Genomic DNA, 25,338 nt, shown 5'->3' with positions numbered 1-25,338 from the left:
TGTGGGAGCTGGCTTGCCAGCGATGAAGGCCGATCAGGCGGTGCAAGGCTTTCGGGCCTCATCGCCGGCAAGCCGGCTCCTACAAAGGCTGGGTACGACGATCCCTTTGTGGTGGAGCACCTATCTGTGAGAGCTGGCTTGCCAGCGATGAAGGTCGGTCAGGCGATGCAAGGCTTTCGGGCCTCATCGCCGGCAAGCCGGCTCCTACAGGGGTCGTGTTGGCCGTCATTGCGGGTTAACGATCAAGACGGTCTGCGCCCGAACCAGGCCTGTCGCAGATGCGGTTTTTTATTTCTACCTCCAAGCAGGAGACCATCATCATGGAATGGCTATCGGAATTTGGTGCCATCGCGGCAATGCAGGGGTTCAACGGCTTGTCCGTGTTCTGCGTGCTGCTGTTGATGGCGCTGGGGCTGGCGATCATCTTCGGACAAATGGGGGTCATCAACATGGCCCACGGCGAGTTCCTCACCATCGGTGCCTACACCACCTATGTCTGTTCGAGCCTCACCAGCCATTTCGCCCCGGGGTTCCAGCCCTACTATTTTTTCTTCGCCATCATCTTCTCGTTCCTGATCGCCGGTGCCATCGGCTGGCTGGTGGAGTGGGCGATGATCAGCCGGCTGTACAAGCGGCCGCTGGACACGCTGCTGGCGACCTGGGGCCTGTCCCTGGTCATGCAGCAGACTTTCCGCTCGGTGTTCGGCGCCCGTGAAGTCAGCGCCACGCCACCGGAGTGGCTGATGGGCTCGTTCAACCCCACGGAGTCCATCGAAATCCCGCGCAATGGCCTGTTCATGATCGCCCTGACCGTGCTGCTGACGGCCGGCATCTTTGTCCTGCTCTACCGTTCACGCTGGGGCCTGCATGTGCGGGCGACGGTGCAGAACCGTCTGATGAGCCGGGCTGTGGGCATCAACACGCGCAAGGTCGACCGCATGACCTTCGCCCTGGGTTGCGGCGTGGCTGGCGTGGCCGGCGCGGCCTTTACCACCATCGGTTCCACCGGGCCCACCGCCGGTTCGCAATACATCGTCGACACCTTCCTGGTGGTGGTCTTCGGCGGCGCGCAAAGCCTGTTCGGCACCATCGCCTCGGCGTTCGTGATTGCCCAGACCCAATCGATCTCGGAGTTTTTCCTCAGTGGCTCGATGGCCAAGGTGCTGACCCTGTCCGGGGTCATCCTGATCCTGATGTTGCGCCCCCAGGGGCTGTTCTCCATCAAAGTGCGCAAGTAGAGGCGAGCCGATGAACGTTCTAGACAAGATGCTGGCGGGCAAGCCGAACCTGCTCGGTGTGGCGCTGTTGGCGCTGCTGATTTTCGTGGTGTTCCCGCTGACCCTGGATGCCTTCCGCCTGAACATGGTCGGCAAGTACCTGACCTACGCTTTCGTCGCTGTCGGCCTGGTGTTGTGCTGGGGTTATGGCGGCATTCTCAGCCTCGGCCAGGGCGTGTTTTTCGGCGTCGGCGGCTACTGCATGGCGATGTTTCTCAAGCTCGAAGCCTCCGACCCGGTGAGTACCAAGATCCAGACCACGCCGGGCATCCCGGACTTCATGGACTGGAACCAGATCACCGAACTGCCGTGGCTCTGGGTGCCGTTCCACAGCTTCAGCTTCACGCTGCTGGCGGTGATCCTGGTGCCGGTGCTGCTGGCCTTTGTCATCGGCATGGCGCTGTTCAAGCGACGGGTCGGCGATGTGTATTTCTCCATCGTCACCCAGGCCATCGCGCTGATTCTCACGGTGCTGATCGTCGGCCAGCAGGGCCTGACGGGCGGGGTCAACGGCATCACCGACCTGAAGACCGTGCTCGGCTGGGACCTGCGCACCGACAACGCCAAGCTGCTGCTGTATTTCCTCAACGCGGGGCTGCTGTTCGGCTGCATTTTCATCGGCCGTTTTGTCCTCGCGTCGAAGCTGGGCCGCTTGCTGATGGCGATGCGCGACAAGGAGGAACGGGTGCGCTTCTCCGGGTACGACGTGGCCGCCTTCAAGATCTTCGTGTTCTGCATCGCCGCCGGCTTCTCGGCGATTGGCGGGGCGATGTTCGCCTTGCAGGTGGGCTTCATGTCGCCGTCGTTCGTCGGCATCGTGCCGTCCATCGAGATGGTGATCTTCACCGCGGTCGGCGGGCGCATGTCTCTGCTCGGTGCGGTGTACGGCGCCTTGCTGGTGAACTACGGCAAGACCTATTTCTCCGAGTCCTTTCCCGAGCTCTGGCTGTACCTGATGGGCGGGCTGTTCATTGCCGTGGTCATGTACTTCCCCAATGGTCTCGCCGGGCTCTGGGACAGCCATGGCCGCCAGGCGCTGGCCCGTTTGCTGCGGCGCGCGCCGCGCTCACAACCGGTGGTCGCGCCCTTGCCACAGGCAACGCGGATCGAGCCGGCGACGCCGACGCCCGAGCGTCCTTCCCTGGAGACACAACCATGAGCGCCATCGGTTTTCAGATGAACAAACCGGTGCTGGCCATCGAGGGGCTGACGGTGTCCTTCGACGGTTTCAAGGCCGTGGACAACCTCAACCTGTATATCGACCGCAATGAAGTGCGGGTGGTGATCGGGCCCAACGGCGCCGGCAAGACCACGGTGCTCGACCTGATCTGCGGCAAGACCCGCGCCACCAGCGGCAGCATCCAGTTCGACGGCAAGGAACTGACGAAGATGCATGAGTACAACATTGTCCGCGCCGGGGTCGGGCGCAAGTTCCAGAACCCGTCGATCTACGAAAACCTCACGGTGTTCGAGAACCTGGAGATGTCCTATCCGGCCGGGCGCAAGGTGTTCGGCGCATTGTTCTTCAAGCGCAGCGCCGCCGTGGTTGCCCGGGTGGAAGAGGTGGCCCGGGAGATCTTCCTCGGCGACCTTTTGCAGCAACAGGCCGACCTGCTGTCCCACGGCCAGAAGCAGTGGCTGGAGATCGGCATGCTGCTGATGCAGAACCCCGACCTGCTGATGCTCGACGAGCCCGTCGCCGGGATGAGCGTCAACGAGCGGGTGCAGACCGCCGAGTTGCTCAAGCGCATCAGCCAGGGCCGTTCGGTGCTGGTGATCGAGCACGACATGGAGTTCGTCAAGAGCATCGCCCACAAGGTCACCGTGCTGCACCAGGGCAAGGTCCTGGCCGAGGGCAGCATGGAGTCGGTGCAGAACAATCCGAAAGTCGTCGAAGTCTATCTGGGCCATTGAGGAAGCAGGCATGTTCAACGTCAACAAGCTGTCCTGTGGCTACGGCCAGAGCCAGATCCTCCACGACCTCGACCTGGCCGTGGCGAAACAGGAAATCGTCGCCGTGATGGGCCGCAACGGCATGGGCAAGACCACGCTGTTCAAGAGCCTGATGGGCATCCTCCCGCAATGGGGCGGCCAGGTCAGCGTCGACGGGCGCGAGGTGTCGAGCCTGGAGACCCACGAGCGGGTGGAGCACGGCATCGCCTATGTGCCCCAGGGGCGGATGATCTTCCCCAGCATGACGGTACTGGAAAATATCCAGACCGGCTTGCCGGCCTCGGCCCGGGGCCAGGTGCCAGAAGACCTCTATGCGTTGTTCCCGGTGCTGCACGACATGCGCTCGCGCAAGGGCGGCAACCTTTCCGGCGGGCAACAGCAGCAACTGGCGATTGCCCGGGCGCTGGCGACCAATCCCAAGGTGCTGTTGCTGGACGAGCCGACCGAGGGCATCCAGCCGTCGATCATCAAGGACATCGCCCGCACCCTGAAGGAAATCCGCACCCTGCGGGATCTGACCATCGTGGTTTCCGAGCAGGTGCTGTCCTTCACCCTGGAAATCGCCGACCGCTTCCTGGTGATCGAGAAGGGCCGCTTCGTCATCGAGGAAACCCGCGCCAATGTCGACGAGGCGACCATCAGTCGTTACCTCTCCGTATAGACACCACAGTCCTGTAGGAGCCCGGCTTGCCGGCGATAGCACCCTTGAAATCGCCATCGCCGGCAAGCCAGCTCCTACAGGGTTCCGAGTCCGGCGATATTTTGCGATGAAGCGCCGATCTGTGGGAGCCGGCTTGCCGGCGATAGCGGCCTTGCAATCGCCATCGCCGGCAAGCCGGGCGCCCACACATTTCGGGCTCGACGATAGCACGAGGTGAAATGCTGACTTGTGGGAGCCGGCGTGCTGGCGATAGCAGCCTTGAAATCGTCATCTCCAGCACGCCGGGCGCCCACACATTTCGGGCTCGACGATAGCACGAGGTGAAATGCTGACTTGTGGGAGCTGGCTTGCCGGCGATAGCGGTCTTGAAATCGCCATCGCCAGCAAGCCGGGCTCCTGCAAAAGGGGCTACGTCATCCGACGTATTGGCCGATTCGCGCCGCCATTCGAGACTGCCAGCAACGCTGTACATCCCTACTGTCCAGGAGCTTTGCCATGACCGATACCTTGATCAAAGTCGACCTCAACCAGCCCGTCACCGAGAACGAGCAGATCCACAACCGCTGGCATCCGGACATTCCGATGGCCTGCTGGGTCAAGCCGGGGGATGACTTCATTCTCGAGACCTACGACTGGACCGCCGGGGCGATCAAGAACAACGACGACGCGTCGGATGTGCGCGATGTCGACCTGTCCACCGTGCATTACCTGTCCGGCCCGGTCGGCGTGCACGGCGCCGAGCCCGGCGACCTGCTGGTGGTCGACCTGCTGGATATCGGCGCCAAGGCCGACTCGCAGTGGGGCTTCAACGGTTTCTTCTCGCGGCAGAATGGCGGTGGCTTTCTTACCGATCACTTCCCCAGCGCGCAGAAAGCCATCTGGGATTTCAAGGGCATGTTCACCAGTTCGCGGCACATCCCCGGCGTCAACTTCGCCGGCCTGATCCACCCCGGGCTGATCGGCTGCCTGCCGGATCCGGTGATGCTCGCCGACTGGAACCGCCGCGAGCAGGAACTGATCGACACCAACCCGACCCGCGTCCCACCGCTGGCCAACGCCCCCCTGGCCGCCACCGCGCACATGGGCAAGCTCAAGGGCCAGGCCCGCGATGACGCCGCGGCCACCGGCGCGCGCACCGTGCCGCCACGCGAGCATGGCGGCAACTGCGATATCAAGGACCTGTCCCGCGGCTCGAAGATTTTCTTCCCGGTCTACGTCAAGGGTGCGGGTCTGTCGGTGGGTGATTTGCATTTCAGCCAGGGCGACGGCGAGATCACCTTCTGCGGCGCCATCGAGATGGCCGGCTGGGTGCATATGAAGGTCGAGCTGATCAAGGGCGGCATGGCCAAGTACGGCATCAAGAACCCGGTGTTCAAGCCAAGTCCGATCACCCCGAACTACAAGAACTACCTGATCTTCGAAGGCATCTCGGTGGACGAGAGCGGCCAGCAGCACTACCTCGACGTCAACGTCGCCTACCGCCAGGCCTGCCTCAATGCGATCAACTACCTGACCAAGTTCGGCTATTCGCCGGCCCAGGGTTATGCCCTGCTGGGATCGGCGCCGGTGCAGGGCCATATCAGCGGCGTGGTGGATATCCCCAACGCCTGCGCGACCTTGTGGCTGCCGACCGAAATCTTCGACTTCGACATCAACCCCAACGCCAGCGGCCCGATCAGGCACCTGGACGGTAGCATCGACCTGCCCATCGCCCACGACCTGTAAGGCGCCCTCCACACGCCGGGAGTACCAAGCATGCCGACCTACGAATACCAGTGCCAGGCCTGCGGCACCTTCACCATGCTGCGGCCGATGGACCAGCGCCACGAGCCTTGCCAGTGCCCCTACTGCGGCGGCGCGGGCGGCGGCTTGCAGCTCTCGGCGCCGGCCTTGAACTGCCTGTCGAGCAGCCAGCGCCAGGCCATCGCCACCAATGAGCGCAGCGCCCACGCGCCGCAGACCGTTGCCGAGTACCAGCAGCGGCGCCATCCCAAGGGTTGCGGCTGCTGCGCGCCGAACAAACCGGTGGTGCCGAGCAAGGCCAATCCCCTGGGACTCAAGAGCAAGACCGGGCCACGGCCCTGGATGATCAGTCACTGACAGAGGTTTTTTTCCATGCGCCATGGCGACATTTCCAGCAGCCCGGATACCGTCGGGGTTGCTGTCGTGAACTACAAGATGCCGCGCCTGCACAGCAAGGCCGAGGTCATCGACAATGCCCGCAGGATCGCCGAGGTGATCAAGGGCATGAAGCAGGGGCTGCCGGGCATGGACCTGGTGGTGTTCCCCGAGTACAGCACCATGGGCATCCTTTATGACCATGACGAGATGATGGCCACCGCCGCGACCATTCCCGGCGAAGAAACCGCGATTTTTTCCGCGGCCTGTCGCGAGGCCAATACCTGGGGCGTGTTCTCCCTCACCGGCGAGCGTCACGAGGAACATCCGCACAAGGCGCCCTACAACACCCTGGTGCTGATCGACAATCAGGGGCGGATCGTCCAGCGTTATCGCAAGTGCATTCCCTGGTGTCCCATCGAAGGCTGGTACCCCGGCGATCGCACCTACGTGTGCGACGGTCCCAAGGGCATGAAGATCAGCCTGATCATCTGCGACGACGGCAACTACCCGGAGATCTGGCGCGATTGCGCGATGAAGGGGGCGGAACTGATCGTCCGTTGCCAGGGCTATATGTACCCGGCCAAGGAGCAGCAGGTGCAGATGTCCAAGAGCATGGCCTGGGCCAACAACTGCTACGTCGCGGTGGCCAACGCCGCCGGTTTCGATGGTGTGTACTCGTACTTCGGGCACTCGGCGATCATCGGTTTCGATGGCCGCACCCTCGGCGAATGTGGCGAGGAAGAAATGGGCATCCAGTACGCCCAGCTGTCGATCTCGCAGATACGCGATGCGCGGGCCAACGACCAGTCGCAGAACCATCTGTTCAAACTGCTGCACCGTGGCTACACCGGCATCCACGATTCCGGCGATGGCGACAAGGGCATTGCCGACTGCCCGTTCGAGTTCTACCGCACCTGGGTGCTGGATGCCGAGAAGGCCCGGGAGAACGTCGAGAGCATCACCCGCCGCACCGTGGGCGTGGCGGATTGCCCGGTGGGGCAATTGCCCCATGGCGGCAAAGAAAAGACCGTGGGCTGAGGCGTGTCGTCGCTCGAACCGGTCCCCGCGGCGGGACAGCCCGAAGTCCGTCCGCTGGCCTCGCGGTTCACCTTCGAGCCACGGCAGGTCATGGCACTGCTGCGCCAGCGCATCGTCGGCCAGGACGCGGCGCTGGCGGCGGTGGAGGCGCAGCTCAAGGTGCTCAAGGCGGATATCGGCGATCGCGAGCGGCCGCTCGGGGTCAACCTGTTCATGGGCCCGACCGGCGTCGGCAAGACCGAGATCGTCCGCCTGCTGGCCCAGGCCATCCATGGCCGTGCCGACGCCATGTGCCGTATCGATATGCAGACCCTGGCCCAGGAACATTACGCGGCGGCGCTGACCGGGGCGCCGCCGGGTTATGTCGGCAGCAAGGAGGGCGTCAGCCTGTTCGACAGCGAACTGATCCAGGGCAGCTATAGTCGGCCGGGTATCGTCCTGTTCGATGAACTGAAAAAGGCCAGCGACGAGGTGCTGCGCAGTCTGCTGGGGATCCTGGAAAGCGGCACCCTGACCCTGGCGAGCGGCAGCCATACCCTGGACTTTCGCAACAGCCTGATCTTCATGACCAGCAACATCGGCGCGCAGCAGGCCAACGCCCGGCGACAGCGCTTGAGCGGCTGGCGAAGCTTGCTGGGCCGGTTCGGCGAAGCCGAGGCGCAGGTGCTGGAGCGTGCCTTGCACAGCCGTTTCGAGCCGGAGTTTCTCAACCGGATCGACCGCATCCTGGTATTCGAGCGCATTGAGGGCCGCTGGCTGGAGGCGCTGCTGGATATTGAACTGGGCAAACTCAACAAGCGCCTGGGCCCGCATCGCTCGCTATCGCTGGACGATGCGGCCCGTGCCTGGCTGTGCCGCGAGCATGATCCGCGCTTCGGTGCCCGGGCCCTGGTGCGGCGGGTGCGGGTCGAGCTGGAACCGGCGATTGCCGATTACCTGCTGGCTGGCGCCGGGTCCGGGCCGATGAGGGCGACGGTGCGGGATCAGCGCCTGGTGGTGCTGGCGCAGGCGGGTGGGTGAAAAGCGTTCAGCGTTTGTTCGCCTAGATAAAACGGTTGGCCTCGTCGAAGTCCAGGCGCGGCGCGCGCTCGTAAAGCGTCGTCGAGTCGCCGTAACCCAGGGTCGCGATGAAGTTGACGCGAATGCTGGAGTCGGCGAAGAAACTCGCATTGATCTGCTCTTCGTCGAAGCCCGACATCGGGTTGGTGTCCAGCCCGAGCATGCGCGCGGCAATGATGAAATAGGCGCCTTGCAGGGAGGAGTTGCGAAAGGCCGACTCGGCGATCAGGCGCTGGTCGTCCCCATACCATCCGCGGGCATCCGCATGGGGAAACAGCCGTGGCAGGTAACGGACGAAATCCAGCTCCATACCCAGGATCGCGGTCACCGGCGCGGCGCGGACTTTCTCCGCGTTACCCGCATAGCAGAGCGCGGCGAGTCGTTCCTTGGCCTCGGGACTGTGACACCACACCACCCGCAATGGCTGCTGGTTCGTCGAGGTGGGGCCCCACTTCAGCAGGTCGTAGAGGGCGCGCATGGTGCTCTGCGCAACGGGCCGGTCAATGAAGCTGTTGTAGGTTCGGGCTTTGCGAAAAACCTGGTCCAGCAGCTCATCGGAAAGTGGCATATTCATCTGGTAGGCTCATGTCGTGGAAAGAGACGAGCACCTTAGAAAGCCAGGCCTGAAAAGAAAAGTAGGCACTTTTTGTATACCGTGGGCGTGAGATATCCGATGACAGAAGCTACGCACCTCCTGAACCGCGACACGCTGGAAGACTGCCCCTTGTCTGCCTTCGTAAACCTGGTGGCGGGGAAATGGGCGATCCCCATCCTGTATCGGCTTATCGTCACGGACGGGCCTATCCGCTTCGGGGAGTTGCAGAGGGCGGCAAGGCCGATCACCCAGAAGGAACTGACCAAGCAACTGCGACTGCTGGAAACGCCGGGCCTGGTGCGGCGGACGGTCTTCCCCGAAGTGCCACCCCGCGTGGAGTACGAAGCCACGCCGGTGGCGCGTGAACTCATTGGAGCACTGGAGGCCCTTGAGCAGTGGATGCGGGTGCATGGCAGCAAGCTTGTGACACCGCCGACCGCCGGGTAGGGCATGACATCGCGCAAAGCCCGGCGCACACGCGGCTTTTACCGAGCGGACTGCCGCGCCGCCTGCTCTATCAGCGCCGCGACCTGGCGTGGATGGGATTCAAACACGGCATGGCTGGCGCCATCGATCTCCACCGTCCTGGCGTGGGCCCGCGCCGCATACATCCGCTCGAGATCCGGGCTCATGATCTTGTCCGCCTTGGCCACCAGGTACCAACTCGGCTTTTTCTTCCACGCCGGGTCGTCGACCTGCGCAGAGAACTGGGACGCCGCCAGGGGGATCTGTGCATGGGCTTCGAAGTCGGCTTGCCGACGCGGCAAGTCGGGCGCGAACTGCGCCGGGTAGTCAGTCGGCTTCAGGTACACAAAATTGTCCGCCGTCGCGACGATGGACAAGGGCGCCGCCGAAGGGTACTGCTTGCTGTTGCCGGCGATGGTTTCACCGGTATCGAGCGCATGCGCCGTGATGTAGACCAGCGATTTCACGTGCTCGTCATTCCCGGTTTCGCTGATGATCGTGCCGGCATAGCTATGACCGACCAGCACACAGGGACCGTCCTGGCTATCGAGCACGCGTCGGGTGGCAATCACATCGTCCTTGAATGACGTCAGGGGCTGTTGCACCAGCGTCACGTGATAGCCATCCTTCGTCAGGATGTCATAGACAGGACGCCAGCCCGCGGCATCGGCAAATGCGCCGTGGACCACCACAATGTTCTTTATCGGTGCGGCAAAAGCGGACGCCGTGACAAGCAGGCACGATAGGGCGGCAACGTGTGTTGCGGCCAGCCGTAATTTGGGAAAGCGCATGTTCAATCCTCCGGCAAAAATGCCAAGGTTTATTGAAGTTGCCCAGTAGATGAGCGGGAGAGTTTCAATCCAGGTCGGATAACACAGGTGCTTGTCGCGACCCTGTTAATGACTTATTGACGACAGCCGTGGAGGGCGGGGCTTCAGAACTGCGGCAATACACCGTCCTTTTCAACAAACAGTACTTGTGCGTCATACTTTCCAGTCGTACCCGGTGTCACCACCAGAAAGACTTTTTTCCCCGTTATCAGATCTGCCCGGCTCGCGGGGACCGGCGTCACCACGGGCACGTTTTCCGGTACTGTCACCTGGCTGCTGCCTCCCCTGTACGACAGGTCCAGCTTCCGGCCGCTGCTGCCGGTGACCACCTTGACCACATTCGCATTGGTCATTGTGCTGTTGGCGCCGAAGTCATAAGGGAAGTGCCCCTCGGCTACACCGCGCGCGGCCTCCGGAAAGATGATCATCGAGGTGGCGGTCAGTTTTCCATCGCTGCCGGTCAGTGCCGGGGTCCCCACGTATGAGCCGACTTTGGCATCGGACAGCCTGGCACTCTTGAGCGCCGAAACAGCGAGCTCCGGGTTGATATCCACCGAAATAATGTCGCCGCCATTGCGGTGCACCTTCAGCATTTCGCCTTCGAAAGACACGATGTCCCCACGAATCCGCTCCGGTTTGACATCAGGGGTTTGTGCCAGGGATATGCCCGAAAAGAGAATGGCGGCGAATAGGGTGGCTAATTTGTAATGAGTCGACACGAGTTACTCCATTTATAGCGTTGAGATTGTTCTGTGGGTTGTATCGATGAGTCGGGCGAACTTGCGCTCGCAAACTTGTTGTCGTCCCTGATAGTTGTTTTTGTCCTTCCGCCTGCGCCTGAATGCTTATGCGGCGAGAGCTACTGTACAAACCCGATGTCGACGGCAATACTAGCCCGATCGACAATTTTGATACCGATCCTGCCATGCGTATTTTTGTCCTTGTGCTCGAAGGGGTGTTCGACACCGGCCTGACCACGGTGCTCGATAGCCTGAACATGGCCAACCGGCTTGCCGGTGTGGCGGGGAGCGGTACGGCGGGCTTCGAGATCCGTGTGGTGGGTGTACGACCCACGGTGCGCACGGCGTTGGGCATGCAGGTGCCCGTGGGCGATATGACCGATGGCATCACCCCTGATTGGGTGGTCATCCCGGCGCTCAACCACATGACGGCCGAGGAGCTTGTCCCGGAACTCGCCCGCGATGATGTGCATGATGCATTGGATGTGTTGCGCTTGTGGCACCGCCAAGGAGCCCGTGTTGCAGCGGCGTGTACGGGGACATTCCTGCTGGCCGAAAGCGGTTTGCTCGACGGCGGGGACGCGACGACGACCTGGTGGCTTTCGCCGCTGTTCCGGCAGCGCTACCCGCAGGTGCACCTGGACGCGCATCGCATCATCGTTCCCAGTGCCCGCGTGCTGACGGCCGGTGCGGCCCTGAGCCACCTTGACCTTACGCTCTGGTTGATCCGCAACCACAGCCCCGAACTGGCGGCACTGGTGGCCAAGTACCTCGTGTTTGATACGCGGCTGTCACAGTCCGTCTATGCGATCTCCGATCACCTCAAGCATTCGGACCCGCTCGTCGAGCGATTCGATCGCTGGGTGCGCGAGCACCTCGACACGGCCATTGCCCTCGACGTCGTGACACGGGCACTGGCAACCACCAAGCGAACGCTGACGCGGCATCTGAACGAGGTGCTGGGGAAAACACCGGTCGAATACATTCAGGACCTGCGGATAGAGCGCGCCGTGCACCTGCTCAGGACCAGCGAGCTTACGGTCGAGCGCATTGCCGAGCAGGTCGGCTATGCAAACGGCGTCACGTTGCGCACGTTGTTGCGCCGACGCTTGGGCAAGGGTGTCCGCGAGCTGCGGGCGTCATGAGTCGCGCTGCCCGCGTTTGCCCCATCCGCCCGCAAGTGTCCAGAAGAGGAAAGCACCATGGATCGCCTGGATGCCATGAAAGTCTTCGTCGCCACGCTGGACGAAGGAAGCCTTACCGGCGCCAGCCGCAAGACCGGTCGCTCGATCGCCGCGGTCAGTCGTGCCATTGCCTTTCTTGAAGCCCGTGTGGGCGTGCCGCTGTTGCACCGCACCACGCGCTCGATCCGGTTGAGCGAAGCGGGGGAGCGTTATGCGGTCAGCTGCCGAAAGCTCCTGATGGAGCTGGATGAGGCCGAGCGCAGCGCGGCCGATGAGTCGAGCGTCGCGCGAGGGACCCTGACCCTGTCCGCCACCCAGTTCGCCGGGGTGGAGATCCTGCGGCCCATCATCGATGCCTTCATGGACGAATATCCCTCCATCAATGTACGGCTGCATCTGCTGGATCGACAGGTCAACCTGATCGACGAGGGCATGGACCTGGCGCTGCGTATCAGCCACCTTCCGGACTCCACGCTGGTGGCGCATCGGATCGGCGAGGTACGGCGGGTGGTGGTGGCGTCGCCGTGCTACCTGGAGAAGCATCCCGATATCACCAAACCGGCCGACCTTTGCAAACACCCGATCATCGCCATGGATCACATGGGCCTGAACTCCTGGAGTTTTCCGCCACTGGAAGGCTCGTCGGTGCCTCGTTTCATTTCACTCACGCCGCGGCTGATCATCAACAGTGTCCGTGCGGCCATTGCCTCGGCGGTGGAGGGGCATGGCGTGACCCGCCTGCTCTCCTACCATGTGGCGCCGGAGGTCAGTCAGGGCCTGCTGCAAATCGTGCTGGCCGATGCGGAGCCGCCGGCCATGCCGGTGCATATCGTTTCGCCATTTGGCCGCCTCGCCGTGCCCAAGGTTCGCGCTTTTATCGACTTCGCGCTGCCGCACCTGCGTTCCCGTTTCGCATCCCTTAGCCAATGAAGGGCCAGGGCCAGTCGCGACGATTACAACGCGACGCGCAAAACTGTTTAGCGGGCGGCAGGCATTCTTTGGCCTGTTGAATATTCATACAGTGAACAAACGTCGCCGGTCATGTAACGGACAGGCGTTATCTGCCTGGGCGCGTTGAAAATTATCAGCCTTTCATCTGGAAGAGGAATCTCATGATTCGACCATTTTTCATGGCGTGTCTTTTCGCGACTGTCAGTCTTCCGGCAATGGCGGATATCACCCCATTCCCGACTTCATTCCGAAACGAGTCCATCCAGACTCAGGGCGCGCAGTTGCATGTTCGTGTCGGTGGCAAGGGGCCTGCAGTTGTACTTCTGCATGGTTTCGGCGATACCGGGGATATGTGGGAACCCTTGGCCGTCAATCTGGCGCGCGACCATACCGTTGTCGTCCCTGACCTGCGTGGCATGGGGCTGTCATCCCATCCGGAGGATGGTTATGACAAAAAAACGCAGGCCATGGACATTCGCAATGTATTGATGAAACTCAATATCGACCATGCCGTGGTGGTTGGGCATGACATCGGCAGCATGGTTGCCTACGCCTATGCCGCACGTTATCCCGACAAGACCGACAAGTTGGTCGTAATGGATTCGCCGTTGCCGGGGATTCCTCCTTGGGATGAGGTCATCAAGTTGCCAATCCTCTGGCATTTCGATTTTGGCGGAAAAGACATGGAGCGACTGGTGGCAGGCCGCGAGCGGATTTACCTGGATCGTTTCTGGAATGAGTTCTCGGGTAATCCGGCGAAGATCGATGAAGCCACTCGCAGTCACTATGCAGGTTTGTACGCTCGCCCTGGGGCCATGCGTTCTTCTTTTGCACAGTTTCAAGCCATACGGCAGGACGTCAAGGACAACCGGATGGTCATGGCTACCCGGCTGACCATGCCGGTGCTCGCCATCGGTTCGGAAAAACTGTTTGGTGCCAACGAGGCAATAATGATGCGTAACGTCGCCAGCAATGTGACGGAGTTTGTCGTACCTGGCGCGGGGCATTGGTTGATGGAAGAGGCGCCGGACACCATTGTCCTTGTCGTGCGCAACTTTGTGGATGGCAAACCTGTAAGGGGATTGCCGGCAGGCTGAGGGTAGGGCGGCGGCGGTTGTGATCGTAGCGCGGGTCTCAGATGCCGGGCCCCGTCACGCGTGCCGGCAATCGGGCCAGGCGGTCCCAACCGTCCGCGTTGATTGCACAACTGTTCGGCAACCATAGTGTTTGCAGTGGCAACTGCTCCAGCACGGACACCGCTGCCGAGGTGATCCGCGATTCCCCTGGGCCTGCCCCAAGCGTCAGATCCTGCAGCGGCAGACGGGCGAGGTGGGCAACGCCGGCGTCGGTGAGCCAGGGGCTTTCATACAAGCCGAGACGCCGCAGGGGCAGTTCGTGCAGGCAGGCCAGGTCGGCATCGCATAGCTTCAGGCCGCCGAGCTCAAGGTGTTCCAATGGCAATCCCAGTTCGACGAGCATTCGCAGAACCTTGCCGTCGACTCCCTCACAGAAACTGAGATTCAGCTTTTTAAGTGGCAGTCCGGCCAGTTGCTTCAGTTCTTTCCAGGTGATGTCGTTCAACGACAGGTCGAGGGATTCCAGATCCAGACCGCGCAGATCGGACAGCGTGCGCGCGTCGATGCCCTGCACATCGGCGAGTCCCAGGCGTTTCAGCGGGAACACGTGCAGCGTGTCGAGCCGCTCGATCATTTGCTGTGAGGACTTGAGATCCAGATCGGTCAGCGGCATGCCTTCCAGTAGCACAATGTCGTCCTCGCCGATATACGAGGAGTGCAGCGACAGCCGCTCGATCGGCAGGTCCTTGATGGCGTGCAGCAGGGTGTCTGTTGCGTAGCAGCCGTCAAGGCTCAGCGAGCGCAGGACTGCCAGGTCTGCGAGCCAGGCAGGGTCTTTCAGGACGGCGCCATTCGAACTGATCGACAGCTGTTCGAGCGGATGATTGGCCAGATGGCGCATTCCACGTGAAGTAAGTTCTCCCGCGCGCTCCAGTGTCAGCGAGCGCAGCTTGAGGCGTGACAGGACTTGCAGGCCATCGTCGGTGATTTCATCGCAACGGTTCAACGACAGCTCCTGCAACGGACCGCTGCCGAGTTGCTGGAGGAAACCGTCGTTGAAGTCTTCACCGTAGGTCTGCAACTTCAGCCGGCGCAGTCGTTCGAGCGAAGGCAGGCTGGTGGCGTCGTCATCGCGCGAAAACCCGCTGATTTTCAGGGTTTCCAGGGCAACGTCCGGCAAGCGCCGCCAGCTATCCGGACCGCAGCTGAAGTTCGGGCCGTTGAGTATCAGGGTCCGCAAGGGCAGGTCAGCCAGGGCGTCACACCAGGCCAGCTCGGCGTTGTCCAGCTCGATATGATCCACGGGCAGTCCACGAAGCTGTGGCAACCATGCGGCCGGGCGATTGGCATGGGGTGTGGCGTTCAACCGGGCAACCGCGACCCTAGCGGCCGGATCACCCAGGCCCGCCGCCACGCGCAAGCCATCCAGCGAAGCCTCTGCACTGTCGAGCAGATCGCGATAAAGCGCCGCCCGCGTCGCGATGTCATCGGGGGCTGTGCGGAGGCGGGCGATCAGGGCGTTGCGGTCGGGGTTCTGCACGGGTTGAGAGTCCGAAATGAGAGCGCTGATAGGAATGATCAGACTCATTTTACAAGGCCGCAGAGCTCAGCCCAGGATGACTTTCAAACAGGCATTAAAAAGCCGGCTTGTGGCCGGCTTCTCGGGGACGGGTTTGGCTCATTTTTGGTAAGCCTCGCCCGCCTTCAAAACGACATCCAGAATCGCAATGTCTGGTTGTAGGATGCTGCGCAACAGTCTTGCATAGCATCAGGGGCGCGCTGGCCTGCTTTCGCGGGACGCTGCCCAAATGTGCCGCGCAGGATACCCACATTTACGACAGATTCCCAGCGAAAAGCGCTGCGCAGAGCTGTCGTTTTTAGTGAAAACAACGTTTTGAAACTATTTGAAGGGCACCGGTGGACGGCGCTTGTTCAGGGTCGACCACCAGAACACCCAGCCGAGGATGCGGATGTTCTGCCGCTCAATCTGTTCCGCCGTGAACACTTCATCGGGGTATTCGTCGCTGTTGTGGCTGCGTAGCCGCAGGGCGCCCGCCGGCAGGCGATAGACGTACTTCACCCGCAGCATGCCGTCATGCTCCAGGGCATAGATTTCGCCGTCCACCACCTGGGTCAGGCTACGGTCGACGGCGATGGTGGAGCCGTCCTGGATCTTCTCGGCCATGCTGTTGCCGGTCATCGGTGCGCAGATGGCCTTGTCCGGGTCGACGCCCATGGCCTGCAGGATCCGGTAGGGCAGGCGCACCTTGCGCCCGGGCATGGCGGCGACCTGGGTCTGCTTCGAGCCGGGGCCGGTGGGGGTTTCCTTGTAGAGGGGGACCTGCACGTCGTTGCGTTCGGTGGCGGCCAAGTCTTCACGGGCCGAGTAGGGAGCTTTTTCGTGGGTGTGCAGGTGCGAGTGGTCGCCCGCGGTTTCGTCGGCTGAGGCGCCGGGATGCTTCGGACCATCGCCCGTGCGTAGCCAGCGGCTGTTGACACACAAAAGCTCGGCTATCTCATCCATGCGTGCCATTGGAATGCCACGTTTGAACCAGTTATTGACGTGCTGCGGCGTCACTTGCCGGTTGGCAGCGAAGTCCGAAGCGGAAAGATGGCACTCCCGCAGGAGGGCTCTTAAGCGGTCACCTGATGTATTCATGAACACAGAGTTTACTGGCGTGCTACACCTGTTTAAATAAACGAGGTGTTCAAAAATGGTCGATAAAAGCACACAAAGTGATTGATCTGGTTGACTAATCCTACTCTGACGCGTGGACGCCTGTTTCGTTGTGTTTATTGATTAAACCATTTGTTTATTTGTGGGTAAACAGACACAAAAAACCCCGGCGGACCGGGGTTCTTCGACAGCGGATGCGTACAGGGGCAGATCAGCCCTTATAGGCGGCAACCGACTTGGTGATTTCGGCGCGAGCGGCTTCAGCGTCGCCCCAACCTTCGATCTTCACCCACTTGCCTTTCTCGAGATCCTTGTAGTTCTCGAAGAAGTGCTTGATCTGCTCCAGCAGCAGCGGTGGCAGGTCGGTGTATTCCTTCACGTCGACGTACAGCTGGGACAGCTTGTCGTGCGGGACCGCGATGACCTTGGCGTCGCCGCCGCCGTCGTCGGTCATGTGCAGGATGCCGACCGGACGGGCGCGGATCACCGAGCCTGGAGCGACCGGGTAAGGGGTTACGACCAGCACGTCGAGGGGATCACCGTCGTCGGCCAGGGTGTTGGGGATGAAACCGTAGTTGGCCGGGTAGAACATCGGGGTGGCCATGAAACGGTCAACGAACAGGCAATCGCTGTCTTTGTCGATTTCGTATTTGATCGGCGCGTGGTTGGCCGGAATTTCGATCGCGACGTAGATGTCGTTCGGCAGGTCTTTGCCAGCCGGAATCTTGCTGTAGCTCATTGGGCGATGCCCCCGTTAGTTGACCAAAAAAACTGGTCGGATTGACCAAAAAGTGGCGGCGATTATAGGCACATTCCAGGGTGGATGCCACGTGTCGCAGGACGTGCGGGCCTTAGGCTTCAGTCTTATACCGTGGGTCGTGGGCCTGCAGGTGCCGCAGTCGGGCCAGCGGATCCTGGCGGTAGAACGCGCGCAGTTGCTCGTAGACCCGTGGATAGGCCGCGACCAGCAAATCCGGGGCACTGAAGAAGTATTCGCTGGTGACCGCGAAGAATTCCGCCGGGTTTTCCGCCGCGTAGGGGTCGATGGCGGTTTCGGCATCGGGATTTCGGTCCAACTGGCGGTTGAGGTCATCGTAGGCGTGCTGCATCACCTTGGCCCACTCGCCGACCCGCATGTCGCTGTGCAGTGGCGGCAGGCCGTTGGCGTCGCCGTTGAGCATGTCGAGCTTGTGCGCCAGTTCGTGGATCACCAGGTTGTAGCCTTCCCAGGCACCGCTGGTGAGCACGCCAGGCCAGGCGAGGATCACCGGTCCGCGCTGCCAGGCTTCACCACTGTGTTCACCGTCCCATTCGTGCTCGACGCCGCTGGCATCGCGATGGCGCTGGGGGCTGAGGAAGTCGTCCGGGTAGAGAATGATCTCGTGGAAACCCGAATACCACTCGAGGTCGCCCAGGTGCAGCAACGGCAATTGCGCCTGGGCTGCCAGCAGCAGGCGGTTTTGCTGGTCCAGTTCGACACCGGGCAGGGTAGTCAGGTGCTTGTCAGCGAGGAACAGCACGCTGTGCTCCAGCAGCCAGCGATCCTCGGCGTCGCTCAGGCCGTCGAGGAAACTCAGGTGTTCGCGCACCCGCTGCCAGGTCTGCGCGGCAACGGGATGGCGGGCGAGGACCCGCCGGCGCCGCCAGGCACTCAGGGACCACACGGTTTCAGTGGGTCTCGGCTTTGGACGTACCGCCGAAGCGGCTACGCAGCACGCCGATGATCATCGGTACCAGCGACAGCACGATGATGAAGACCACCAGCAGCGACAGGTTTTTCTTGATGAAGGGCACGTTGCCGAAGAAGTAGCCCAGGGTCACCAGGCCACCCACCCAGAGCACGGTGCCGAGGACGCTGAACATGAAGAAGCGCGCATAAGGCATCTTGCCGACACCGGCGACGAACGGCGCAAAGGTCCGCAGGATCGGCAGGAAGCGCGCCAGGGTCACGGTCTTGCCGCCATGGCGGTCGTAGAAGTCGTGGGTCTTCTGCAGGTAGTCGCGGCGGAAGATCTTCGAGTTCGGGTTGCTGAAGAGTTTTTCCCCGGCGGTGCGGCCGATGATGTAGTTGGTGCTGTCACCCAGGATTGCCGCGAGCATCAGCAGGCCGCCCAGCAGGACCGGGTCCATGCCGCCACCGGCAGCCACCGCGCCGGCGATGAACAGCAGCGAGTCGCCCGGCAGGAAAGGCATCACCACCAGGCCGGTTTCGCAGAAGATCACCAGAAACAGGATGGCGTAGATCCATGGCCCGTAATTGTTCACCAGCAGGTCGAGGTACACATCGAGATGCAGGATTAGGTCCAGCGGGTTGAAATCCATGGGTGGCACCTGTGTTGACGGTCCGACTCGGCAGACCTGTGCGAAGAAAAGTAGACACGTAGTTAACTACATCGAATGTAGTTTTTTCGTACATTCCTGGGAAAGGCGGATTATAAGAGCTGGAGAGGATTCTGCCTGTCGAGTTTGTAGCGAGGGATGTCGTCGGGTTGCGGGGCGCAGGCGTCCGGCATGGTGGGGGCGGGCTTGCCGGGACGCCGTACCGCCGCGAAGCCTTGGCGGTCTGAGGGGCCTCTTCGCGGGCAAGCCCGCTCCCACAATTAGCACCACTCCCACAGGGAGTCGGGGCGAGCGATCAATCTTCGCTGATGGGCAACACGTAGTTCTTGAATTCGGTGTCTTCGCGAAAACCGATGGATTCGTAGGTCTTCTGCGCCACCTTGTTGTCGCTGCTGGTGGAGACCCGTAGCCGCACGGCATGGGTTTCGCGGGCCATTTTCTTCGCCGTGCGCATCAGGTTGTCGGCCACCAGCTGGCGCCGGGCATCTTCGGCCACGTAGATGTCGTTGAGGATCCATACGCGCTTGAGCGACAGCGAGGAGTAGCTGGGGTAGAGCTGGCAGAAACCGAGCAGTTTCTTGTCGTCATCGTCGGCCAGGGCCAGGTAGATCACCGACTCTTTGCGGCGCAGGCGCTTTTCCAGGAAGCTGCGGGACGAATCGGGGAAGGGCAGTGCACCGTAGAATTCGCGGTATTTGACGAACAGGGGCGTCAACAGGTCCAGATGTTCCAGGGTCGCTTGAGTAATCCGCATAGATCAGGCCTCAACTTCGTGGATATGACGGCAAACGGTTCACTCGGGCAGCCGTAACGCCGATGCTGCCCAAAGCGCGGGAAAAGCGCAATCCGGATGACGATCAGTCCTGGGTCGGGCCCAGTAGGAAGTTGCCGTTTGAGTGGACATCCGATTCGCTTTCCAATGTTTGCACTTGGGCCTCGTCCTTGAGATTGACCCCCGACAGCTGCCGGCGGCAGGCTTCTTTCATCAGGTACAGCAATTTGTGGGCGGCCATGCCGTAACTCATGCCCTCCAGCCGGACGTTGGAGATGCAGTTGCGGTAGGCGTCGGTCAGGCCGACTTTGGGATTATAGGTGAAATACAATCCCAGGCTGTCCGGCGAGCTCAAGCCCGGGCGTTCGCCGATCAGGATCACCACCATTTTCGCCCCGAGCAGTTCGCCAACCTCATCGGCGACCGCCACGCGCCCCTGTTCCACCAGGATCACCGGCGACAACGACCAGCCTTCGGCGGCGATCTGTTCTTCCAGGCGTGCCAGGAAGGGGGCTGCATGGCGATGCACGGCCAGGGCCGAGAGCCCGTCGGCGACGACAATGGCCAGGTCGACTCCGCCGGGGTGGGCCAGGGCATGTTCGCGCAGCCGTTGGGCCGAGGCACTGTTGAGCTTGCGCCCCAGGTCCGGGCGTTGCAGGTAGCCGTGGCGGTCGTCGGCGGCGCTGTGCAGCAGCAGGGTGTCACGCCCGCGCCCGGCCAGTTGGGCGCTCAGGCCGGCATGGTCGAACGGCAGGTGCACGGCATCGCGGGCCTGGGCGTGGGCGAACTGGAAATCCAGCTGCGCGCTGGTGGGCAGGCTGGTGCCGGTGCGGCCCAGGGCGATCCGCGCCGGGGTCAGGCGGCGCAGTTCCAGCCAGGGGTTGTCGTTGTTGATCTCTTTGGCCATGTCGTTCATCCGAGCTGCGCCAGTGCCTGGCGAAACGCCGGCGGCAGGCTGTTGCCAAAATGCACCTTGCCATCAGCCTGGGTAAAGATACCCATCTTCGCCAGCCACTGTTCGAATTCCGGCGCGGGCTTCAGGCCCAGGGTCTGGCGGGCGTAGAGGGCGTCGTGGAACGAGGTGGTCTGGTAGTTGAGCATGATGTCGTCGGAGCCGGGGATGCCCATGATGAAGTTGATCCCGGCCACGCCGAGCAGGGTCAGCAGGGTGTCCATGTCGTCCTGGTCGGCTTCGGCATGGTTGGTGTAGCAGATGTCGCAGCCCATGGGCACACCCAGCAGCTTGCCGCAGAAGTGGTCTTCGAGGCCGGCGCGGATGATCTGCTTGCCGTTGTACAGGTATTCCGGACCGATAAAGCCGACCACGGTGTTCACCAGGAACGGCTTGAAATGCCGGGCCACGGCGTAGGCGCGGGTTTCGCAGGTCTGCTGGTCGACACCGAAATGCGCGTTGGCCGACAGGGCGCTGCCCTGGCCGGTCTCGAAATACATCAGGTTCTGCCCGAGGGTGCCGCGATTCAGGCTCAGGCCGGCGTCGTAGCCTTCCTGCAGGACGTTCAGGTTGATACCGAAACTGGCGTTGGCCGCTTCGGTGCCGGCGATGGACTGGAACACCAGGTCCAGCGGCACGCCACGGTTGATCGCCTCGATGGAGGTGGTGACGTGGGTCAGCACGCAGGCCTGGGTCGGGATCTCGTAACGCTTGATCACCGCGTCGAGCATGTTCAGCAGGTCGCAGATTGAGGTCAGGCTGTCGGTGGCCGGGTTGATGCCGATCATGGCGTCGCCGTTGCCGTAGAGCAGGCCATCGAGGACGCTGGCGGCGATGCCGGCCGGGTCGTCGGTCGGGTGGTTGGGTTGCAGGCGGGTCGACAGGCGGCCGCGCAGGCCGAGGGTGCCGCGGAATTTGGTGACGACGCGGATTTTCTGCGCCACCAGCACCAGGTCCTGCACGCGCATGATCTTCGACACGGCGGCGGCCATTTCCGGGGTCAGGCCCGGGGCCAGGGCGCGCAGGCTCTGTTCGTCGGCGGCGTCGCTGAGCAGCCAGTCGCGCAGGCCGCCGACGGTCAGGTGGCTGACGGCGGCGAAGGCCTGTTTGTCATGGGTGTCGACGATCAGCCGGGTGATTTCATCGGTTTCGTAGGGGATCAGCATTTCCTCGAGGAAATGCCGGAGCGGAATATTGGCCAGGGTCATCTGGGCCGCGACCCGCTCGCCGTCGTTCTGTGCGGCGACGCCGGCGAGGAAATCCCCGGAGCGTGCAGGGCTGGCCTTGGCCATGACCTCCTTGAGGCTGTCGAAGCGATAGGTCTGGGCGCCGACGGAATGGGCGAATGTGGCCATGGGCGGTGTCCTCCTGAACCTTAGCGATAACCCTTCCCTGTGGGAGCCGGCAAGCCGGCTCCCACAGTTCAACGGTGTTCATGTGTGCAGTGCAGGGGCGTGGGGCGCCCCGCACTGGTGCAATCAGTTACCCGTGAGCATAGCGTCCGCCGGGGCGTCCGAGCGCTGGCTGGCGGTCAACTGGAAGTAAATGAATCCCGCCGCCATGAAGCCCAGGAAAATCAGGCCGATCAGCATGTTGAACCAGGCCATCGCCACCAGGCAGACCAGGGCCAATGCAAGGGCGATGCCGGGGACGATCGGATAACCCGGGGCACGGAAGGTCCGTTCCAGGTTCGGCTCTGTTTTGCGCAGCTTGAACAGGCTCAGCATACTGATGATGTACATCACGATGGCACCGAATACCGACATGGTGATCATCGCGGCCGTCAGGCTCATGCCTTGCAGGTTGACCAGGCCGTCGCTGTAGATCGCCGCGATGCCGATCACGCCGCCCGCCAGGATGGCGCGGTGAGGCGTCTGGAAACGCGAGAGCTTGGCCAGCGAGCGTGGCAGGTAGCCGGCCCGGGCCAGGGCGAAGAACTGCCGCGAGTAGCCGAGGATGATGCCGTGGAAACTCGCCACCAGGCCGAACAGGCCGATCCACACCAGCATGTGCATCCAGCTCGAATTGCTGCCGACCACGGCTTTCATGGCCTGGGGCAGCGGGTCGTTGATGTTCGACAGCTGGCGCCAGTCGCCGACGCCGCCGGCCATGACCATCACGCCGATGGCCAGGAAGACCAGGGTCAGGATGCCGCTGACATAGGCCTTGGGAATGGTGCGCTTGGGGTCCTTGGCTTCTTCGGCGGCCATGGCGGCCCCTTCGATGGCGAGGAAGAACCAGATCGCGAAGGGGATGGCGGCGAAGATGCCGGGGATCGAGTCAATGCTGAAGGTGTTCGAGCCCGACCAGCCATTGAGCACGAAGTTGCTGAAGCTGAAGCCCGGCGCGACCACGCCCATGAACACCAGCAGTTCGGCGACCGCCAGCACGGTGACCACCAGTTCGAAGGTGGCGGCGATGCTGACGCCGAGGATATTGAGGGTCATGAACACGAAGTAGGCGCCGACGGCGGCGAGCTTCGGGTCGAGCCCGGGGTATTGCACGTTGAGATAGGCGCCGATCGCCATGGCAATCGCCGGTGGGGCGAAGACGAATTCGATCAGGGTGGCGATGCCGGCGATCAAGCCGCCTTTCTCACCAAAGGCCCGGCGACTGTAGGCAAACGGTCCACCGGCATGGGGAATCGCGGTGGTGAGTTCGGTGAAGCTGAAGATGAAGCAGGTGTACATGGTCGCCACCATCAGCGCGGTGACCAGGAAGCCCAGGGTGCCGGCGGTCCCCCAGCCATAACTCCAGCCGAAGTATTCGCCGGAGATCACCAGGCCGACGGCAATGCCCCACAGGTGCAGGGTGCCGAGGGTCGGTTTGAGTTCGGTTTTTGTAGTCATAAGTCCTCGCTTGTCTTTTTTATTGTTGGGTTGTTGGACTTGCGGGTGTCGATTTCTTGTACAGCGGGCACGCAATGCCCTTAGTGGCGCAGCCAAGGCTTTTTGGGGTGTCTATAAGGGCCTCTTCGCGGGCAAGCCCACTCCCACAGGTTTGCGATGCACACAAGATAGGTGCCTGGCGCTGCACTTGTGGGAGCGGGCTTGCCCGCGAAGGGGTTCAGGGGTTAGAAGAACCCGAGTGGATTGATGTCATAGCTCACCAGCAGGTTCTTGGTCTGCTGGTAGTGATCGAGCATCATTTTGTGGGTTTCACGGCCGACACCGGACTTCTTGTAGCCGCCGAACGCGGCGTGCGCCGGGTACAGGTGGTAGCAGTTGGTCCACACGCGACCGGCCTTGATCGCCCGGCCCATGCGGTAGGCGCGGTTGATATCGCGGGTCCACAGGCCAGCGCCGAGACCGAACTCGGTGTCGTTGGCGATTGCCAGGGCTTCGGCTTCGTCCTTGAAGGTGGTGATGCTCACCACCGGGCCGAAGATTTCTTCCTGGAACACGCGCATCTTGTTGGTGCCCTTGAGCAGGGTCGGCTGGATGTAGTAACCGCTGGCGAGGTTGCCCTCGAGTTTTTCCACCTTGCCGCCGGTCAGCAGCTCGGCGCCTTCGCCCTTGGCGATTTCCAGGTAGGAGAGAATCTTGTCGAATTGCTGCTCGGAAGCCTGGGCGCCGACCATGGTGTCGGTGTCCAGCGGGTCGCCACGCTTGATCTGGCTGACCTTTTTCATCACGGCCTGCATGAATTCGTCGTAGATCGACTCCTGTACCAGCGCCCGGGAAGGGCAGGTGCAGACTTCGCCCTGGTTGAAGAACGCCAGCACCAGGCCTTCGGCGGCTTTTTCGATAAAGCTCGGCTCGGCCTGCATGATGTCTTCGAAGAAGATGTTCGGCGACTTGCCACCCAGCTCCACGGTGGACGGAATGATGTTTTCGGCGGCGCATTTCATGATGTGCGAGCCGACCGGGGTCGAGCCGGTGAAGGCGATCTTGGCGATGCGCTTGCTGGTGGCCAGGGCTTCGCCGGCTTCTTTGCCGAACCCTTGCACCACGTTCAGCACGCCGGGCGGCAGCAGGTCGCCGATCAGTTCCATCAGCACGCAGATGCCCAGCGGGGTCTGCTCGGCGGGCTTGAGCACCACGCAGTTGCCGGCGGCCAGGGCCGGGGCGAGTTTCCAGGCGGCCATCAGCAGCGGGAAGTTCCACGGGATGATCTGTCCGACCACGCCCAGCGGTTCATGGATGTGATAGGCCACGGTGTTGCCGTCTATTTCGGCGGCACTGCCTTCCTGGGCGCGCAGGCAACCGGCGAAGTAGCGGAAGTGGTCGGCGGCCAGCGGGATGTCGGCGTTGAGGGTTTCACGCACGGCCTTGCCGTTGTCCCAGGTTTCGGTGATGGCCAGCAGTTCGAGGTTCTGTTCGATGCGGTCGGCGATTTTCAGCAGGATCAGCGAGCGCGCCTGGACCGAGGTGCTGCCCCAGGCATCGGCCGCGGCGTGGGCTGCGTCCAGGGCCTTGTCGATGTCCTTGGCATTGGAGCGCGGGAACTCGGCGATCGGCTGGCCGTTCACCGGCGAGGTGTTGGTGAAGTACTGGCCGTCCACGGGAGCGACGAATTCGCCATTGATGTAGTTGCCGTACTTGGCCTTGAACGAAACGATGGCGCCGGCAGTACCAGGGTGGGCGTAACGCATGGTGAGTGTCTCCTTGGCTTTTGTGCTTATAAGGGAGTTGCGCTTATCAAGCG

Annotated in this window: 25 protein-coding genes; 12 read left to right on the top strand and 13 right to left on the bottom strand. The window is 62.2% G+C overall.

Translation table 11 applies throughout. The features are described from left to right. Positions 1-320 precede the first annotated feature (320 nt). The 8 genes from urtB (at position 321) to KI243_RS28895 (ending at position 8,070) form a co-directional block, all read left to right on the top strand. The gene (gene urtB, locus KI243_RS28930; protein ID WP_017123309.1) at positions 321-1,238 is read left to right on the top strand and encodes an urea ABC transporter permease subunit UrtB; all 918 of its coding nucleotides are present in this window, start codon (positions 321-323) and stop codon (positions 1,236-1,238) included. A 10-nt stretch (positions 1,239-1,248) separates the two neighbouring features. Then, positions 1,249-2,436: an urea ABC transporter permease subunit UrtC gene (gene urtC / locus KI243_RS28925; RefSeq protein ID WP_177118394.1), complete on the top strand. Its 1,188-nt coding sequence runs from the start codon at positions 1,249-1,251 to the stop codon at positions 2,434-2,436. After that, the gene (gene urtD / locus KI243_RS28920; protein ID WP_017123311.1) at positions 2,433-3,191 is read left to right on the top strand and encodes an urea ABC transporter ATP-binding protein UrtD; all 759 of its coding nucleotides are present in this window, start codon (positions 2,433-2,435) and stop codon (positions 3,189-3,191) included. Before urtC ends, urtD begins: the two co-directional genes overlap by 4 nt. Positions 3,192-3,201: 10 nt before the next feature. Beyond that, on the top strand, positions 3,202-3,891 hold the full coding sequence (urtE, locus tag KI243_RS28915; protein ID WP_017123312.1) for an urea ABC transporter ATP-binding subunit UrtE: 690 nt from the start codon (positions 3,202-3,204) through the stop codon (positions 3,889-3,891). A gap of 495 nt (positions 3,892-4,386) precedes the next feature. Continuing rightward, positions 4,387-5,616 (top strand): formamidase, encoded by a 1,230-nt coding sequence (fmdA, locus tag KI243_RS28910; RefSeq protein WP_017123313.1) that lies wholly within the window; start codon positions 4,387-4,389, stop codon positions 5,614-5,616. A 30-nt stretch (positions 5,617-5,646) separates the two neighbouring features. Then, complete coding sequence (locus tag KI243_RS28905; RefSeq protein ID WP_017123314.1) at positions 5,647-5,991, top strand: zinc ribbon domain-containing protein; 345 nt, start codon at positions 5,647-5,649, stop codon at positions 5,989-5,991. Between the two features lie 15 nt (positions 5,992-6,006). Beyond that, the gene (locus KI243_RS28900) at positions 6,007-7,050 is read left to right on the top strand and encodes an aliphatic amidase (RefSeq protein ID WP_212810167.1); all 1,044 of its coding nucleotides are present in this window, start codon (positions 6,007-6,009) and stop codon (positions 7,048-7,050) included. A 90-nt stretch (positions 7,051-7,140) separates the two neighbouring features. Then, a complete protein-coding gene (locus KI243_RS28895; protein ID WP_212811258.1) occupies positions 7,141-8,070 on the top strand; it encodes an AAA family ATPase in 930 nt (309 codons plus the stop codon). 22 nt (positions 8,071-8,092) lie between these two features. Here KI243_RS28895 and KI243_RS28890 read toward each other — a convergent pair whose 3' ends face one another. Next, a complete protein-coding gene (locus tag KI243_RS28890; protein WP_177118395.1) occupies positions 8,093-8,683 on the bottom strand; it encodes a malonic semialdehyde reductase in 591 nt (196 codons plus the stop codon). A gap of 150 nt (positions 8,684-8,833) precedes the next feature. On the opposite strand from KI243_RS28890, the gene KI243_RS28885 reads away from it, so the two are divergent. Continuing rightward, positions 8,834-9,151 (top strand): helix-turn-helix domain-containing protein, encoded by a 318-nt coding sequence (locus KI243_RS28885; RefSeq protein WP_244861787.1) that lies wholly within the window; start codon positions 8,834-8,836, stop codon positions 9,149-9,151. Between the two features lie 38 nt (positions 9,152-9,189). On the opposite strand, the gene KI243_RS28880 is transcribed toward KI243_RS28885, so the two are convergent. Beyond that, positions 9,190-9,960, bottom strand: coding sequence for an alpha/beta hydrolase (locus KI243_RS28880; protein ID WP_042934190.1), 771 nt, complete (start codon positions 9,958-9,960; stop codon positions 9,190-9,192). 143 nt (positions 9,961-10,103) lie between these two features. Continuing rightward, positions 10,104-10,718, bottom strand: coding sequence for a hypothetical protein (locus KI243_RS28875; RefSeq protein WP_042934192.1), 615 nt, complete (start codon positions 10,716-10,718; stop codon positions 10,104-10,106). Positions 10,719-10,924: 206 nt separating this feature from the next. Here KI243_RS28875 and KI243_RS28870 point away from each other — a divergent pair, with 206 nt between their 5' ends. The 3 genes from KI243_RS28870 to KI243_RS28860 all read left to right on the top strand — a co-directional run bounded on the left by KI243_RS28870 (position 10,925) and on the right by KI243_RS28860 (position 13,971). After that, positions 10,925-11,884: a helix-turn-helix domain-containing protein gene (locus KI243_RS28870; protein ID WP_042934371.1), complete on the top strand. Its 960-nt coding sequence runs from the start codon at positions 10,925-10,927 to the stop codon at positions 11,882-11,884. Positions 11,885-11,941: 57 nt separating this feature from the next. Next, on the top strand, positions 11,942-12,853 hold the full coding sequence (locus KI243_RS28865) for a LysR family transcriptional regulator (protein ID WP_212810166.1): 912 nt from the start codon (positions 11,942-11,944) through the stop codon (positions 12,851-12,853). Positions 12,854-13,035: 182 nt separating this feature from the next. Beyond that, entirely contained in the window at positions 13,036-13,971 is a 936-nt protein-coding gene (locus KI243_RS28860) for an alpha/beta hydrolase (protein WP_177118399.1), read from the top strand. A gap of 37 nt (positions 13,972-14,008) precedes the next feature. On the opposite strand, the gene KI243_RS28855 is transcribed toward KI243_RS28860, so the two are convergent. From KI243_RS28855 to KI243_RS28810, 10 genes are all read right to left on the bottom strand, one after another. Then, positions 14,009-15,490 (bottom strand): leucine-rich repeat domain-containing protein, encoded by a 1,482-nt coding sequence (locus KI243_RS28855; RefSeq protein ID WP_212811257.1) that lies wholly within the window; start codon positions 15,488-15,490, stop codon positions 14,009-14,011. Between the two features lie 360 nt (positions 15,491-15,850). After that, the gene (locus KI243_RS28850) at positions 15,851-16,609 is read right to left on the bottom strand and encodes a helix-turn-helix transcriptional regulator (RefSeq protein ID WP_177083928.1); all 759 of its coding nucleotides are present in this window, start codon (positions 16,607-16,609) and stop codon (positions 15,851-15,853) included. 229 nt (positions 16,610-16,838) lie between these two features. Beyond that, a complete protein-coding gene (gene ppa, locus KI243_RS28845) occupies positions 16,839-17,366 on the bottom strand; it encodes an inorganic diphosphatase (RefSeq protein ID WP_017123326.1) in 528 nt (175 codons plus the stop codon). A 112-nt stretch (positions 17,367-17,478) separates the two neighbouring features. Beyond that, the gene (locus KI243_RS28840; protein ID WP_212810165.1) at positions 17,479-18,291 is read right to left on the bottom strand and encodes a zinc-dependent peptidase; all 813 of its coding nucleotides are present in this window, start codon (positions 18,289-18,291) and stop codon (positions 17,479-17,481) included. A gap of 4 nt (positions 18,292-18,295) precedes the next feature. Next, positions 18,296-18,949 (bottom strand): DedA family protein, encoded by a 654-nt coding sequence (locus tag KI243_RS28835; RefSeq protein WP_212810164.1) that lies wholly within the window; start codon positions 18,947-18,949, stop codon positions 18,296-18,298. 313 nt (positions 18,950-19,262) lie between these two features. Beyond that, on the bottom strand, positions 19,263-19,721 hold the full coding sequence (locus tag KI243_RS28830; protein WP_017123329.1) for a GNAT family N-acetyltransferase: 459 nt from the start codon (positions 19,719-19,721) through the stop codon (positions 19,263-19,265). 103 nt (positions 19,722-19,824) lie between these two features. Beyond that, on the bottom strand, positions 19,825-20,655 hold the full coding sequence (gene eutC, locus KI243_RS28825; RefSeq protein WP_212810163.1) for an ethanolamine ammonia-lyase subunit EutC: 831 nt from the start codon (positions 20,653-20,655) through the stop codon (positions 19,825-19,827). Beyond that, the gene (locus KI243_RS28820; protein WP_017123331.1) at positions 20,652-22,046 is read right to left on the bottom strand and encodes an ethanolamine ammonia-lyase subunit EutB; all 1,395 of its coding nucleotides are present in this window, start codon (positions 22,044-22,046) and stop codon (positions 20,652-20,654) included. The genes eutC and KI243_RS28820 overlap by 4 nt, the downstream gene beginning before the upstream one ends. A 123-nt stretch (positions 22,047-22,169) precedes the next feature. Further along, positions 22,170-23,540: an ethanolamine permease gene (gene eat / locus KI243_RS28815; protein ID WP_177083936.1), complete on the bottom strand. Its 1,371-nt coding sequence runs from the start codon at positions 23,538-23,540 to the stop codon at positions 22,170-22,172. 224 nt (positions 23,541-23,764) lie between these two features. Beyond that, positions 23,765-25,285 carry an aldehyde dehydrogenase family protein gene (locus KI243_RS28810; RefSeq protein WP_103033143.1) on the bottom strand — a complete coding sequence of 507 codons (1,521 nt, stop codon included), beginning with the start codon at positions 25,283-25,285 and terminating at the stop codon, positions 23,765-23,767. Between the last annotated feature and the right edge of the window lie 53 nt (positions 25,286-25,338).

Source organism: Pseudomonas sp. Ost2 (assembly GCF_018326065.1).
Classification (GTDB): Bacteria; Pseudomonadota; Gammaproteobacteria; order Pseudomonadales; family Pseudomonadaceae; genus Aquipseudomonas; species Aquipseudomonas gingeri.
This window is presented reverse-complemented; position numbering and strand designations above follow the sequence as displayed.